The organism is Caballeronia sp. SEWSISQ10-4 2 (genome assembly GCF_030464885.1).
Lineage (GTDB): Bacteria > Pseudomonadota > Gammaproteobacteria > Burkholderiales > Burkholderiaceae > Caballeronia.
In genome coordinates, this window is sequence record NZ_JALPRJ010000134.1 from 1 (window position 1) to 14,825 (window position 14,825).

Annotated in this window: 15 protein-coding genes; 3 read left to right on the forward strand and 12 right to left on the reverse strand. The window is 60.5% G+C overall.

Going from position 1 to position 14,825, the window contains the following annotated elements; genetic code table 11:
- Nucleotides 1-51: 51 nt before the first annotated feature.
- The 8 genes from M0D69_RS41215 to rpe form a co-directional block, all read right to left on the reverse strand.
- Nucleotides 52-828 carry a uracil-DNA glycosylase gene (locus M0D69_RS41215; RefSeq protein ID WP_301787549.1) on the reverse strand — a complete coding sequence of 259 codons (777 nt, stop codon included), beginning with the start codon at nt 826-828 and terminating at the stop codon, nt 52-54.
- Nucleotides 825-1,481: a CYTH domain-containing protein gene (locus tag M0D69_RS41220; protein ID WP_301787550.1), complete on the reverse strand. Its 657-nt coding sequence runs from the start codon at nt 1,479-1,481 to the stop codon at nt 825-827. The genes M0D69_RS41215 and M0D69_RS41220 overlap by 4 nt, the downstream gene beginning before the upstream one ends.
- 21 nt (nt 1,482-1,502) lie before the next feature.
- Nucleotides 1,503-2,288: an indole-3-glycerol phosphate synthase TrpC gene (gene trpC, locus M0D69_RS41225; RefSeq protein WP_301787551.1), complete on the reverse strand. Its 786-nt coding sequence runs from the start codon at nt 2,286-2,288 to the stop codon at nt 1,503-1,505.
- A 12-nt stretch (nt 2,289-2,300) separates the two neighbouring features.
- Complete coding sequence (gene trpD, locus M0D69_RS41230) at nt 2,301-3,332, reverse strand: anthranilate phosphoribosyltransferase (RefSeq protein ID WP_301787552.1); 1,032 nt, start codon at nt 3,330-3,332, stop codon at nt 2,301-2,303.
- Nucleotides 3,333-3,346: 14 nt separating this feature from the next.
- Complete coding sequence (locus M0D69_RS41235) at nt 3,347-3,931, reverse strand: aminodeoxychorismate/anthranilate synthase component II (protein WP_031364568.1); 585 nt, start codon at nt 3,929-3,931, stop codon at nt 3,347-3,349.
- Nucleotides 3,932-3,945: 14 nt separating this feature from the next.
- Entirely contained in the window at nt 3,946-5,442 is a 1,497-nt protein-coding gene (trpE, locus tag M0D69_RS41240; protein ID WP_301787553.1) for an anthranilate synthase component I, read from the reverse strand.
- A gap of 409 nt (nt 5,443-5,851) precedes the next feature.
- Complete coding sequence (locus tag M0D69_RS41245; RefSeq protein WP_301787554.1) at nt 5,852-6,601, reverse strand: phosphoglycolate phosphatase; 750 nt, start codon at nt 6,599-6,601, stop codon at nt 5,852-5,854.
- Nucleotides 6,598-7,293, reverse strand: a complete 696-nt coding sequence (rpe, locus tag M0D69_RS41250) for a ribulose-phosphate 3-epimerase (protein ID WP_301787555.1) — start codon at nt 7,291-7,293, stop codon at nt 6,598-6,600. Before rpe ends, M0D69_RS41245 begins: the two co-directional genes overlap by 4 nt.
- A gap of 270 nt (nt 7,294-7,563) precedes the next feature.
- Between rpe and apaG the strand changes: the two genes are divergently transcribed.
- The gene (apaG, locus tag M0D69_RS41255) at nt 7,564-7,938 is read left to right on the forward strand and encodes a Co2+/Mg2+ efflux protein ApaG (RefSeq protein WP_301787556.1); all 375 of its coding nucleotides are present in this window, start codon (nt 7,564-7,566) and stop codon (nt 7,936-7,938) included.
- A gap of 160 nt (nt 7,939-8,098) precedes the next feature.
- Nucleotides 8,099-9,262 carry a murein transglycosylase A gene (locus M0D69_RS41260; RefSeq protein WP_301787557.1) on the forward strand — a complete coding sequence of 388 codons (1,164 nt, stop codon included), beginning with the start codon at nt 8,099-8,101 and terminating at the stop codon, nt 9,260-9,262.
- Between the two features lie 133 nt (nt 9,263-9,395).
- Here the strand turns inward: M0D69_RS41260 and paaK are convergent, their stop codons facing one another.
- The 4 genes from paaK to paaN form a co-directional block, all read right to left on the reverse strand.
- A complete protein-coding gene (gene paaK / locus M0D69_RS41265) occupies nt 9,396-10,700 on the reverse strand; it encodes a phenylacetate--CoA ligase PaaK (RefSeq protein ID WP_301787558.1) in 1,305 nt (434 codons plus the stop codon).
- Between the two features lie 78 nt (nt 10,701-10,778).
- The gene (paaI, locus tag M0D69_RS41270; RefSeq protein WP_301787559.1) at nt 10,779-11,210 is read right to left on the reverse strand and encodes a hydroxyphenylacetyl-CoA thioesterase PaaI; all 432 of its coding nucleotides are present in this window, start codon (nt 11,208-11,210) and stop codon (nt 10,779-10,781) included.
- A 33-nt stretch (nt 11,211-11,243) separates the two neighbouring features.
- Nucleotides 11,244-12,041, reverse strand: coding sequence for a 2-(1,2-epoxy-1,2-dihydrophenyl)acetyl-CoA isomerase PaaG (paaG, locus tag M0D69_RS41275; RefSeq protein ID WP_301787560.1), 798 nt, complete (start codon nt 12,039-12,041; stop codon nt 11,244-11,246).
- Between the two features lie 120 nt (nt 12,042-12,161).
- A complete protein-coding gene (gene paaN / locus M0D69_RS41280) occupies nt 12,162-13,871 on the reverse strand; it encodes a phenylacetic acid degradation protein PaaN (RefSeq protein ID WP_301787561.1) in 1,710 nt (569 codons plus the stop codon).
- Between the two features lie 130 nt (nt 13,872-14,001).
- On the opposite strand from paaN, the gene M0D69_RS41285 reads away from it, so the two are divergent.
- Nucleotides 14,002-14,778, forward strand: coding sequence for an enoyl-CoA hydratase (locus M0D69_RS41285; protein ID WP_301787562.1), 777 nt, complete (start codon nt 14,002-14,004; stop codon nt 14,776-14,778).
- Nucleotides 14,779-14,825: the final 47 nt, after the last annotated feature.

Below are 14,825 nucleotides of genomic sequence, written 5' to 3' on the forward strand. Positions count from 1 at the left end.
GACGTGGCCGTCTTGCAGAAGGAATCCCGGTCCTTTAGGGCCGCGAGGACGTCAAGCTGGCGCGTCGGGCAAACGCCAGTCGATGGCGGGTCGCCCGTGTTGTTCGAGATACGTATTCGCCGCCACAAAATGTCCGCAGCCCAGAAAACCGCGATGCGCCGACAGCGGCGAGGGGTGGGGCGCTTCCAGCACGCAATGTGCCTTTCCAGCCGCCACCGCCGATGCAATCAACCCCCGCTTCGCCTGCGCATGCGCGCCCCAAAGCATGAACACGAGATGTTCGTGCCGAAGGGCAAGTTCGTGAATCAACGTGTCCGTGCAATGCTCCCAGCCACGTTTGGCGTGACTGCCGGCTTTATCGCGTTCCACGGTCAGCGACGTGTTCAGCAGCAGCACGCCTTGCTGCGCCCACGCGTCGAGACAACCGTGAGCGGGCGCGGTAAAACCGAGGCTGGCGTTGATTTCCTTGAAGATATTTTTCAGCGATGGCGGCGGCCGGACGGGTGCCGGTACTGAAAACGCCAAACCATGAGCCTGCGGCGCACCGCGATCTTCGCCGTGGTACGGGTCTTGTCCGAGGATCACGATCTTCACGTCGCCGGGACGGGTGAGGCGCAATGCGCGGAAGACATCGGCGGGATATACGGTCTTGCCGGCGGCGCGCTCGGCGTCGACGAATGCGCACAACGTGGCGTAATGCGGGCTGTCGATGAACGACTTCAGGTGTTTGCGCCAGTCCGCCGGCAACGCGTCGAACTGGCTTTCCAGCGAGGTGAACGCCGGCCGGGATTTTGGGGCGTCAGCTTCGAACAGTGACGCCTGACTCATTTCACGCCACCGTTGGATCCGACTACTTTCGCATCGCACAGGTCGTAACCCCGGCGCGCCTTGCTGGCGTCTTCGGGCTGGAGATAGAGAAACGCACCTCGCATTTGCGCAGCGACCGTGTTCAGCGCCTCTTCATTGCCGGATTTCAGTTCGAGTTCGAGTTCGCTGATCGGCGTGGTGCGGCGCTCGCCATCCACGTCAGCTGTCACTTCGCCCAGATCCAGCGCTGCTTCGATTTTCGTACCGTCAATGTCGATGTCCCAGATCACACGCGAAAAATCGGTGCGGAACACGGCGGTCAATTCCGCCGCGGCGTCGCTGAGCGCGCTGGCCGCATTTTCGTCGTCGCAGATTTCGAGCAGGGCGGCGATTTCCAGCGCCTCGCCGGCCACGGGCATCTCCCACTCGTGGCGGTTGTGCAAACCATCCTCGGATTCACCCGCCGTCTTATATGTTTGCAGCCATTGATCCGGCGTGCCACGCAGACGCACCGCACTTTTCGCCTTGGCGAGCGCGCGATCGGGGGTGTCGAAGTAGACGTTGGTGAGTTGGATCTTGCGGCCTTCCTGACCGGTACGTTGCGTCAGGATTCTCGCTATTTCGCCGTGTTCCGACCTCGGCAACGACAGTTTGATCTCGCGTTCAATACTCAAAATAAACTCCGTGCGACAGCGTCAGAAGAACATTCGCGCAAGTTCGGTACCGGGGTCGTCGGCGCGCATGAACGCTTCGCCGACCAGGAAAGTCTGCACGTCCATCGCGCGCATCCGGTCGACATCCACGCGGCTCAGAATGCCCGATTCCGTCACCACGATACGATCCTCGGGAACCATGTCCAGCATGCCGATAGTCGTTTCGATCGACGTCTCGAACGTGCGCAGGTTGCGGTTGTTGATGCCCATCAGTGGTGTCTTCAAGGTAAGCGCTTGCTCGAGTTCGTCGCGATCGTGAACCTCTACGAGCACAGCCAGACCGAGCGAGTGCGCGAACGCTTCCAGATCACGCATTTGCGAAGGCTGGAGCACAGCAGCGATCAGCAGAATGCAGTCGGCGCCCATCGCGCGGGCTTCCAGTACCTGGTAAGGATCGACGATGAAATCCTTGCGCAGAACCGGCAGGCTGCAGGCGGCCCGCGCTTCTTCCAGATAAGCGACGCTGCCTTTGAAAAACTGCACGTCGGTGAGCACCGACAAACACGCGGCGCCACCTCGCTCGTACGATTTCGCGATATCGGCGGGGACGAAATTCTCGCGTATTACGCCCTTTGACGGACTCGCTTTCTTCACTTCCGCGATGATCGCGGGCTTCCCCTCGGCGTGTTTCGCGCGCAATGCGCCGACGAAGTCGCGCGAGTCGCGTGTGCTTGCCTGCAAACGCAGTTCCTCGAGCGACACGCTTTCCTTCGCGACGCGAATTTCGTCGCGTTTGACTGTGATGATGCGGTCGAGAATATCGCTCATTTCCTGGGCCCTTTATTTGACGAATTGCTGCGTGAAGCGCACGAGTTCATCGACTTTTTCGCGCGCTTGTCCGCTCGCAATCACCTCTTTCGCAACGGCCATGCCGGCCTCGATCGATTCCACCACGTTCGCGGCATACAGCGCCGTGCCCGCGTTGAGCGTCACGATTTCGCGCGCGACGCACGACTTGTTGTTCAGCGCGCCGAGCAGCATGGTCTTCGATTCCTGCGCGTCGGCCACTTTCAGCGTCCGGTTCGACACCATCTGCAAGCCGAAATCTTCGGGGTGAATCTCATACTCGCGAACTTCGCCATTGCGCAGCTCGCCCACCACCGTTGCCGCACCCAGCGATACCTCGTCCATGCCGTCCTTGCCGTACACCACCAGCACGTGCTGTGCGCCGAGCCGCTGCATCACACGCACCTGGATGCCGACCAGGTCTTCATGGAACACGCCCATCAACTGGTTTGGCGCGCCGGCCGGATTGGTCAGCGGACCGAGGATGTTAAAAATCGTCCGCACGCCGAGTTCGCGGCGCACCGGCGCAATATTTTTCATGGCCGGATGGTGGTTCGGCGCGAACATGAAACCCATGCCCGTTTCGGCAATGGATTGCGCCACTTGTTCCGGATTCAAATCGATATTCACGCCCAGCGCTTCAAGCACGTCGGCGCTGCCCGATTTACTCGATACCCCGCGATTACCGTGCTTCGCGACCTTCGCGCCAGCGGCCGCAGCGACAAACATGGTGGCCGTCGAGATGTTGAACGTATGCGAGCCGTCGCCGCCAGTGCCCACGATATCGACGAGATTGGCGCTATCCGGCACGCTCACGTGATTCGCGAACTCGCGCATCACGGTCGCCGCGGCCGCGATTTCCCCGATGGTTTCCTTCTTCACGCGCAAACCGGTGATGATCGCGGCGGACATCACCGGTGACATCTCGCCGCGCATGATCATGCGCATCAGGTGGAGCATTTCGTCGTGGAAAATCTCACGATGCTCAATCGTGCGTTGCAGCGCTTCCTGGGCCGTAATAGTCATGATCGGATCTCGGTTCACGCGCGAATGCCTTGCGCCGGGCTCTTGACGAAGTTTTCGAGCAGCGCATGGCCATGCTCGGACAGAATCGATTCCGGGTGGAATTGCACGCCCTCGACCGCGAGTTCCTTATGGCGCACGCCCATGATTTCACCGTCGGGCGTCCACGCCGATATTTCCAGGCAATCCGGCAGCGACTCGCGCTCGATGGCGAGCGAGTGATAACGCGTCACGCTGAAATGCTTCGGCAGATCGGAAAACACGCCGCGGCAATCGGTTTCGATCGTGCTCACCTTGCCGTGCATGATGGTTTGCGCACGCACGACGCGTCCGCCGAACGCCTCGCCGATAGCCTGATGGCCCAGGCAGACGCCGAGAATAGGGATCTTTCCAGAGAACTCGCGCAGCACGTCGAGCGTGATGCCCGCATGTTGCGGGTTGCTCGGCCCGGGCGAGAGGCAGATCCGCTCGGGATTGAGCTTCGCGATTTCATCGAGGGTAATTTCGTCGTTGCGGAAGGTCCGCACGTCCTCGCCCAGTTCGCCGAAATACTGGACCAGGTTATAGGTGAACGAATCGTAGTTGTCGATCATCAGCAGCATGGTCTGTCTCCGGATCAGAAGTCGCTATCGAGGCCGTCTTGCACCTGCTCGGCGGCGCGCAGCACTGCTCGCGCCTTGTTCTCCGTCTCCTGCCATTCCGACTCGGGCACCGAATCCGCGACGACACCCGCCGCCGCCTGCACATACAAATTGCCCTTGTGGATGAGACCGGTGCGAATAGCGATGGCGAGATCCATCTCGCCGGTGAATGACAGATAACCGCAAGCGCCGCCGTATAGACCGCGTTTCACCGGCTCCAGCTCGTCGATGATTTCCATCGCCCGCACTTTCGGTGCGCCCGAAAGCGTGCCGGCGGGGAAGGTGGCGCGCAGCACGTCGAAGTTGGTCGTGCCGGGTTTCAGCTTACCCTCCACCGAACTCACGATGTGCTGGACATGCGAGTACTTTTCGATCGCCAGCTTGTCTGTCACGACCACAGAACCCGTCTGTGCAATCCGGCCCACGTCGTTACGCGCCAGATCGATCAGCATGACGTGCTCGGCCACTTCCTTCGGATCGTTCAGCAATTCCGTGGCGAGTTCGGCGTCGCGCTCCGGCGTATTGCCGCGTGGACGGGTACCGGCGAGCGGACGAATCGTGACGATGCGTTCCTCGCCCCGTTTTTCCTGCCGCACCAGAATTTCCGGCGATGCGCCCACCACGTGGAATTCGCCGCCGAAGTTGTAGTAATACATATACGGCGACGGATTCAGCGAGCGCAATGCGCGATACAGCGAGAGCGGGTTATCGCGGAACGGTTTGACCAGTCGCTGGCCGACCTGAACCTGCATCAATTCGCCCGCCGCGATGTACTCCTTCGCCTTGCGCACCGCATTCAGATAATCGTCCTTCGCAAACTCGCGATACGTCTCGGTACGCACGCTCGCCGACGTCACCGGCGGCTGCACGGTCGTGCGCAAACGCGCACGCAATTCGCGCAGACGCTGTTTGGCCTTCGTGAACGCTTCGGGCACGGTCGGATCGGCATAGACAATCAAATAGAGCTTGCCAGCGAGATTGTCGATAACCGCCATTTCCTCGGTCAGCAGCAACTGGATATCGGGCAGGCCGAGATCGTCGCGCGGGGCCGTATGCGCAAGCTTCTTCTCGATATAACGCACGGCGTCGTAGCCGAAATACCCGGCCAGACCACCGCAAAAACGCGGCAATCCCGGGCGTTGCGCAATCTTGAAGCGTTTCTGAAACTCTTCGATAAACCCCAGCGGATCGGCTTCGCTCGTTTCGATTACTTGGCCGTCGGTCAGCACTTCCGACACGCCGTTCTGCACGCGAATCATGGTTCGGGCCGGCAAGCCGATGAACGAGTAACGGCCGAAGCGCTCGCCGCCGACTACCGATTCCAGCAGAAACGAGTTGGCGCCATTGCGCTCGGTTTGAGCGAGCTTGAGATAAAGCGAAAGAGGCGTTTCGAGGTCGGCGAGCGCCTCGGCGATCAGCGGAATGCGGTTGAAACCTTCATTCGCCAGCGATTGGAATTCGAGTTCGGTCATGTTCTGATCCTTTACGTGTCGCTTGTTGAGTTTGGCGACATCGAGCACACACTGGGCGCTGCGGGCAATTTACCGCGTGGCGCGAAACCCGCTTTGGTTTGTGCATCGGCTGAGACTTCACGCGCTGTTCCGATTATCGGGGCTGTGGCCGTTCGAGGGAACGGTGAAGCCTCAAGCTAAAACTCGGGCGCAGCGAATGATGCGGATCAGGCCTGGCATCAAGCTAAAACCAAGGTAAAACAAGTCGGCGGGATCGGCGCGCGGAATGCGCAGCGAAACAAAAAACGGTTGCCGAAGACGAGCTTCGGCGGACCTCAGGCGAGGTTAGCGCGACCAGCGACGCCAGGGCCAGGCTCCCCGGTCGATGCTGCTCAGACTCCGTTTTTTGTTCAGAAACATGAGGATTGAACTAGTCAGTCGATGTTGTCGCGCCGGGTGCATCGGGCGCGGTCATGGTTGCTGCTATTGCCTGTGCGGCAGCCAGCAGGGAAGAAACTATACCATCGGATTTCACCAGGTGCACGGGTTTGCCATGGTTGTAACCGTAAGGCACTGTAAGGGTCGCCATGCCTGCCGCGCGACCCGCCAGCGCGTCATTCTCCGAGTCGCCGATCGCCACCGCTTCGCGCGGCAGCACGTCGAGCCGTTCGCAGGCGATCAGCATAGGCGCCGGATCGGGTTTTTTTTGCGGGACGGAGTCGCCACCGAGCACGACCTTGAAGTATTGGGCCAAGCCGAACTTCGTCAGCAACTCAACGGCGAAGCGGTGTGGCTTGTTCGTCACGCACGCCAGCGGCAAACCGAGATCCCGCAGCGCTTTCAAGCCTTCGGTTACCTCAGGAAAGAGGGTGGCGCGCTGTCCGTTGATACGCGCGTACTCGGTCTGATAGATGGCGAGCGCGTCATCGAACTTCGTGGTTGCTTCCAGCGCTGAAAAACGCACGGCTAGCACACTGCGGATCAGATTCTCCGACCCCTTGCCGATATAGCCGATCACTTCGTCGCGCTCAGTCGCCTTCGTGCCGATGCGCGCCAGCATGCCGTTCAGGGCCGCCACAAAATCGTCTGCGGTATCGATCATCGTGCCGTCCAGGTCGATGATTGCCGCGCGCAGCGTCTTGTTCGTGAACGCCGGAAGTTCTGCCGTGAGTTCGCTCATCGTGCTTCCCCGGTATTAACTTTCGCCAGCTCGGCCCGCATTTGGGCGATCACATCGCGGTAATCGTGCTTGCCGAAGATCGCCGATCCCGCCACGAACGTGTCTGCGCCGGCCTCCGCGATTTCCCGGATGTTGTCGATCTTGACGCCGCCGTCCACTTCGAGATGAATCTCACGACCGGTCCGCTCGCAGTATTCATCGATACGCCGACGCGCCTCGCGCAGCTTGTTGAGCGCTTCTGGAATGAACGACTGGCCGCCGAAGCCCGGATTCACCGACATGATCAGCACCAGGTCGACCTTGTCCATCACGTGATCGAGATGATTCAGCGACGTGGCCGGGTTGAAGACCAAACCGGCCTTGCAGCCGTGATCGCGAATCAGCGAAAGCGTACGATCGATGTGATCCGAGCCTTCCGGATGAAAACTGATCACATTGGCGCCGGCTTTCGCAAAATCCGGCACGATGCGGTCGACCGGGCGCACCATCAGATGCACATCGATAGGCACGTCCGTATGCGGACGCAGCGCCTCGCAGACCAAGGGGCCGATTGTCAGGTTCGGCACGTAGTGGTTGTCCATCACGTCAAAGTGGATCCAGTCCGCACCGGCGGCGACCACATTGCGGACCTCCTCGCCGAGAATGGCGAAGTCGGCGGACAAAATACTGGGGGACAGGCGAAATTGCGTCATGACGTCGGCCGGTTGCGAGCGGAAAATGCATTTTACAGTGTGACGACGTTCTTGACCGCTGACCGAATGGCCGACGTCCCGCCCTGCGGTCTTGCGCGGCGGTTCCGGGCGCTTGACAAAGCCCTTGTGATCCATCGCGTTCTGTTGCGGGCACCGGCTGCATCAAGCAGAATGCGTCACCTGACGTTCACGCAAATTCGCGGAACCCGCGCTGGACCTCCGTTCGCACAGGGTTCGAACCCGCGCAGCACATTTTGAATTGGAAAAGCGATGAGCCAGTATGAATTCAGCGTATCTGTCCAGACGCAATATCTGCCTGAACAATCGGATCCCGATGCCCGCCAGTTCGCGTTCGCGTACACCCTGACCATTCGCAATACCGGCCAGATCGCGGCGCAACTGATCTCGCGCCACTGGATCATTACCGACAGCGACGACGTGGTTCAGGAAGTAAAGGGACTTGGCGTGGTGGGCAACCAGCCGTTGCTGCCGCCGGGCGAGAAATTCGAGTACACGAGCTGGGCTGTCATTGCGACGCCCGTTGGCACGATGCGCGGCTCGTATTTTTGCGTGGCCGAAGACGGCGAGCGTTTTGATGCACCCATTGCCGAATTTGCGCTGCACATGCCGCGTACGCTGCACTGAACCAGCGCTAAAGCACGTGCCGTTATGGCGCGTGTGCTTCTTCTAGCGTTTGTTTTTCTTGCCCGAAGCCGTCCACACGACGATAAAGATCAGCAGAAGCAGCGCCACGAGAGACTCGAGCGCAAAAATAAGCATTGGATATTCGTCGAATAGATCTGACATGGCGGTTCTCATCAAGAACGAACATTGTATGCGTTCCACCCGCTCGCTCGCCGGATTGGCGGGCTGGGCGGCGTCGATTACAGCAGTTGTCCTGCTCGCTTCGTGCGGCGGGGGCGCGGGCAAGTCCGGGTACCTGGCGCCGCCGACCGGCGCACCGATCATCACCGGAGAGCGTGCGGCTAACCGCCTGACTGCGGTGAGCTGGCAGCAAGTGCCGGGCTGGCAGGACGATTCGTTGCTCGGCGCGACGGCCGCGCTGCGACAGAATTGCAGCCGTCTCGCGCAACAGCCCGCCTGGCGCCGGGCGTGCGCGGCGGCGCAACAGCTCGACGATCTCGACATGAACGCCGCCCGAGAATTCTTCGAGGCGTACTTCACGCCATTCCAGTTGGCCAACACCGACGGCACGCTCGACGGTCTCGTGACGGGTTACTACGAGCCGCTGCTGCGGGGCTCGCGGACCCGACACGGGCCGTATCAGTACGCGTTGTATCGATGGCCGTATCGGTTCAAAGCCGGTTCCTCGCTGCCGGCACGCGCTCAGCTTGAAAATTCGGGCGTGCTGAACGGCAACGAACTGGTGTGGGTCGACGATCCGATCGAGGCGTTTTTCCTGCAGGTTCAAGGCTCGGGACGCGTGGTGATGGAAGACGGCACCACGATGCGCGTTGGTTTCGGCGGAACCAACAACCAGCCGTACAAATCGATCGGGCGTGAGCTGCTGGATCGACGCGAACTCACGCCCGCACAGGCCACGATGCAAGGCATCAAGGCGTGGGCGAAAGCGAATCCCTCGCGCGTCGACGCATTGCTCGACGCGAATCCACGCTTTGTGTTCTTCCGCGAGATGCCGGGGACAGAAACGCTGGCGGCGGGCGTTGGGACCGGGCCGGTGGGCGCACTGGGCGTTCCGCTGACACCCGAGCGCTCGATTGCGGTCGATCCTTCCTCCATTCCACTCGGCACGCCGGTTTTCTTGCAGACCACTCGCCCGTTGAGTAATTCGCCGATGAACCGGCTCGTATTTGCCCAGGACACCGGCAGCGCGATCAAGGGCGGCGTGCGCGCGGACTATTTCTGGGGTTTGGGCGACGATGCCGGGGATCTCGCCGGCCGGATGAAGCAGGCCGGGCGGATGTGGCTGCTGCTGCCGAATTCATAGGCGGCTGGTTGGGAGGGTGTTGCGAGCTCGGATCGGCCGTTTTCTTCGAGCGGATGTTTCTTGATGAGCTGGATAGCGCTATTGCGGCAAAGTTGGCACTTTGCCGCTGCCGCGAGCACAGCGGCGGGCTATATCAACTCGCTACCTTTCGCCGATCTATCACCCGCCGGGCCTTCCCGACCGAGCGCTCGATACCGTTCACACCCAGCACCTGAACAACTGCACTGACCCCGATCAACGCTTTGATGTCGTAAGCGAGTGCCGCTTTGGCTTGATCGAGAACGCCCGTATCCGGCGCCGTTTCAGGACAGGGTTCGACGTTCAGCGTGAGTACATCGAGCGGACCTTCTTTCGTCAGCACGATCTGGTAATGCGGCGCGAGTGCATGCTGTTTGAGCAGCAGCTCTTCGATCTGCGTGGGAAATACATTCACGCCGCGCACGATCATCATGTCGTCCGAGCGACCTGTGATTTTTTCCATCCGGCGCATTGTTCGTGCGCTGCCAGGCAAAAGCCGCGTGAGATCGCGGGTCCGGTAGCGGACGATCGGCAGCGCCTCCTTGGTTAGCGAAGTGAAGACGAGTTCGCCCAGTTCCCCGTCGGGCAAAACCTCGCCGGTGTCAGGATCGACGATCTCGGGGTAGAAATGATCTTCCCAGATCGTCGGACCGTCCTTCGTTTCGACGCACTCCGACGCCACACCCGGTCCCATTACTTCCGATAGTCCGTATATATCGACCGCGTCGATACCCATTCGTTTTTCGATGGCCGCGCGCATGTCGTTGGTCCAAGGCTCCGCGCCAAAGATGCCGATGCGCAGCGAGCAATCCGCGGGATGAACGCCCTGCCGCTCGAGTTCGTCGGCGATCGACAGCATGTAGCTTGGCGTCACCATGATGATGTCAGGACGAAAATCCTGGATCAGTTGTACTTGCTTTTCGGTCTGGCCGCCGCCGAACGGGATCACGGTCAACCCTGCGCGCTCCGCGCCGTAATGAGCACCAAGGCCGCCGGTGAAGAGACCATAGCCGTAGCTGACGTGCACTTTGTCGCCGCGGCGTGCACCCGCTGCACGAATGGAACGCGCGACGAGATTGGCCCAGGTGTCGATGTCCCTCGCCGTGTAGCCGACTACTGTCGGCTTGCCCGTCGTCCCCGAGGACGCGTGAATTCGCGAAATCCGGTCGTGCGGAACGGCGAACATGCCGTACGGATAGTTATCGCGGAGATCCTGTTTTGTCGTGAACGGGAAACGGGCCAGGTCGGCCAGGGTTTTCACGTCATCCGGATGCACGCCCGCTTCGTCGAACTTGCGGCGGTACACCGGCGAGTTTTCATATGCATGGGCGAGCGACCACTTGAGGCGTTCGAGTTGCAGTGCCGTCAGTTCGTCGCGGCTGGCCGTTTCGATCGGGTCCAGCGGAAGCGGGGTGCTCATCGAATGTCTCCTTCTCGATCGTCTATCAATGGCCCGAATCATGTTCGTGCGGGCGCTGTGTTTTAAAGAGTGGGTCAGTCAGGATTCCACTGGAACCAGATTCCCTTTTATCTGGGACGACTTGCCGCGGAACATGGCGACCGTTTCGCCGTCACGGTTCGTCACGCGGATGTCGTAGATGCCGGTTCGCCCGGTCAGCGATTGCTCGACAGCTTCTGCCGACAAGCGGTCGCCGCCCTTGACAGCACGTAGGAATTCGATCGAACAGCCCGCCGCGACCGTATTGATGTTGTACGAGTTGCAGGCGAACGCGAACGTTGAGTCGGCCAGCGTGAAAATGAGTCCGCCATGGCAGATACCGTGACCGTTCAGAAAGTCGTCGCGGACGTTCATCTGCATGCGCGCGTACCCCGGCCGAACCTCCCTGAGTTCGATGCCAAGCGCACGGCTGCAGGCGTCCGCTTCGTACATGGCTTGCGCGGTCGCGTTGGCGAGTTCTTCAGACGTCATTGCTGGGTTCTCCTGGAATTTCTTGGTCGAATCTCAGAGGCCATCGAATCGCGGCGCACGTTTTTCCTTGAAGGCGGCGACACCCTCGGCATAGTCGTGCGAGTCACCCAATTCGCGTTGAACGTCGCGTTCCAGATCGAGTTGCTGATCAAGCGTGTTGTTCGCGCTCGCCCGAATGGCATGCTTGATCGCGGCGACGGCCTTCGCGGGCTGCTGCGCGAGTTGCGTGGCAAGCGTCATTGCCGCGCTCTGTAGTTCCGCGTCGTCGACGACCTTCCAGACCAGTCCCCACGCTTCGGCTTGCTCGGCGCCCAGCTTGTCACCGGTCAACGCAAGGCCCAGCGCCCGTGCTTCGCCGACTCGCCGTGGCAACAGCCATGTGCCACCAGAATCAGGTACTAAACCGATCCTCACAAAGGCCTGAACGAAACTCGCTGAACGCGCCGCGACAATCAGATCGCACGCCATCGCGAGATTAGCCCCCGCACCGGCCGCTGTGCCGTTGACGGCGGCAATCACGGGCAGCGGCAGAGCCTGCAGGCGGCGCACGAGCGGGTTGAAGTACCCGTCAATCAGCGCGCCCAGATTAGTCATCGCTCCCGGCGTGAAATCGAGATCGGCGAGATCCTGGCCAGCGCAAAAACCGCGGCCGGCGCCCGTGATGATCAACGCGCGGGCGTCGCTTCCTTCGACCTGATCGAGCGCCTTGCTCAATTCTTCATGCATCGTCCGCGTGAAACTGTTGAGCTTGTCTGGACGATTCAGCGTCAGCGTGGCGACGTGCGTGCCGGCGTCGATACTGATGACGATTGAATTGCCGTTGTCGGACATGGTGTCTCCTTGCTCGCTACGTTGTGCAAATACGCATGCCTTCGATACTAGCCGTGCCCACAGCCGCTTTCCATTCGGCCGAACGGCCTATGTCTGCACGCGGTGTTGCAGGCCGGGCACCTATGCCGTTTGGCTAGCTGTTGGCGGCGCGGTCTTCGGTGCAACATGCACTCTGCTTTGAACAACGCGGAAGCGGTTCGCTACGTACGCCGCGTCGGACAACGCCGAGTTCGCCGCAGGATTGGCGCCGGTGCCGTGGAAGTCCGAGTACGCCGCTGTCTGGTTGACGAAAACGCCACCGGTCAGGTTGATCGAGAGCGCGACACCGCCGCGAATGGCTGCGTCATAAGCAGCGTCAACAACCGCGTCGTCGGTGCTGTACACGGAGAACGTGAGCGCACCGTGTTCCGCGGCAATCGATCCCGCCAGATCGAGAGACTGCGCAGTCGAATCGGTAGCAATGACAAACGAGATCGGGCCGAACCACTCTTGCGTGAATTTTGCGGCGTCGGTGCGAACGTCCAGTTTCAACATGAGGGGAGAGCGCACGTGGGCATCGGGGAAAGCAGGGTGAGCCAGCGATTGACTGTCCGCAAGCACTTCACCCAGTTGCCGGGCGTCGGCAATGCGCGCCATCACACCGTCATTCTGAATGGCGCCGGTCAATTCGACCGCGCGAGCCGGATCGCCAATAATCTTTTCGACGGCAGCCGCCAGTGTTTTCGCGACATCGTCGAAACTCATCTGGCCGTCGCTGGTACGGATGCCGTCGCGTGGGACGTAGATGTTTTGCGGCGCCGTGCACATTTGGCCGGAGTACAGCGCCAGCGAGAACGCAATGTTGCTGGCGACGGCTTTGAGGCTATCGACGGAATCGATCACGATCTGATTCACACCTGCCTTTTCGGTATAGACCTGGGCCTGGTGCGCATTGCGTTCGAGCCAGGTGCCGTTCTGCGTGCTGCCGGTGAAGTCGATCAGCTTGATCTCGGGGCGCAGAGCGAGGTCCTGAACGAGCGGACCATCGTTCGCTTCGGTCGCGAGCAGCGTAACCACGTTCGGGTCGAATCCGGCTTCGCGCAGAACGTCGCGAGCGATGCGGACCGTAATAGCCAGCGGCAGGATGGCGCCAGGATGCGGCTTGACGATGACCGTGTTACCCGTGGCCAGATCGGCGAACATGCCGGGATAGCCGTTCCAGGTGGGAAACGTGCAGCAGCCGAGCACAAGACCTGTGCCGCGCGGCACGACGGTGTAGCGTTTGTGCATCGCGAGCGGTGAATTCTTGCCCTGGGGCTTTTCCCAATAAGCGTCGGCGGGAATGTGGCGAATCTGGTCCCACGCGTAGGCCACTGCTTCAAGCGCGCGATCCTGCGCGTGCGGACCGCCTGCCTGAAAGGCCATCATGAAGGCCTGTCCGGTCGTGTGCATGACGCTATAGCCGATCTCGAAGCTTGCCTTGTTCAGCCGCGTCAGGATTTCGAGGCTTACACCTGCCCACGCGTCGGGCCCGGCGGCGCGCCACTGACTTTGCGCCGCGGCAGATGCCGCCAGCAGTGCGTCGACGTCCGCTTTCGGATAACGAATTCCGAGCGCGAGTCCAAAGGGCGAGCGCTCATTACCGACCGTCTCACCGGTGGTTGGCTGGTCGAGATCGAACGTCCGGTTCAGGTGCGCTTTGAAAGCCGCCTCGCCGTCCGAGCTAGCGGTTTCACCGTACACTTTAGGACTTGGCATTTCGGGAAACGGGCTCCAGTAGCCACGTGTTGCAATGGCGGCAAGCGCTTGATTAAGCGTCGCTTCGTGCTTCGTAAATAGCGGATGTGTCATGGCGGCAAGGAATGAGTGACGATGATAGACGCTTGATCAATTAATTGACCGACCGGTTGGTTTGCGAATGTTAGCATTTTCGAGACGTGTGCGCGAAGCGTTTTCGCGCGAGTTCACATAGGAGGAATGAATGGCTTACGAGAATCTATTGACTGAAGTCCGCGGGCGAGTCGGCTTGATCACGCTGAACCGGCCGAAGGCGCTTAATGCACTAAACGATGCGCTGATGGACGAACTCGGCATCGCATTGAAGCAATTCGATGCTGACGAGAACATCGGCGCGATCGTGCTGACCGGTAGCGAAAAGGCGTTCGCGGCGGGGGCGGACATCGGCATGATGGCCGGCTACTCCTATATGGACACGTTCAAGGGCGATTACATCACGCGCAACTGGGAGACCGTGCGCACCATTCGCAAGCCCGTCATTGCAGCTGTGTCCGGCTTCGCGCTTGGCGGCGGCTGCGAGTTGGCCATGATGTGCGACATCATCATCGCCGCTGATACCGCCAAGTTCGGTCAGCCGGAAATCAAGCTTGGAGTTATTCCTGGTGCTGGCGGCACGCAACGCTTGCCGCGTGCGGTGTCGAAGGCGAAGGCAATGGACATGTGTTTGACCGCGCGCATGATGAACGCCGACGAGGCGGAGCGCGCAGGATTGGTGTCCCGTGTTGTCCCGGCTGCAAGCCTGTTGGACGAGGCGATGGAGGCAGCATCGACCATCGCGAGCTTCTCGTTGCCGGCAGTGATGATGGCGAAGGAGTCTGTTAATCGTGCATATGAATCGACGTTGGCAGAAGGGGTTCATTTCGAGCGTCGCTTGTTTCATTCGCTCTTTGCTACCGAGGATCAGAAGGAAGGAATGGCCGCGTTTGTTGAGAAGCGGAAACCGGTTTTCAAGCATCGCTGAAATTCTTTTCGCGAACCCCTTGCGCGGGGATGAAACGGGCACTAGAA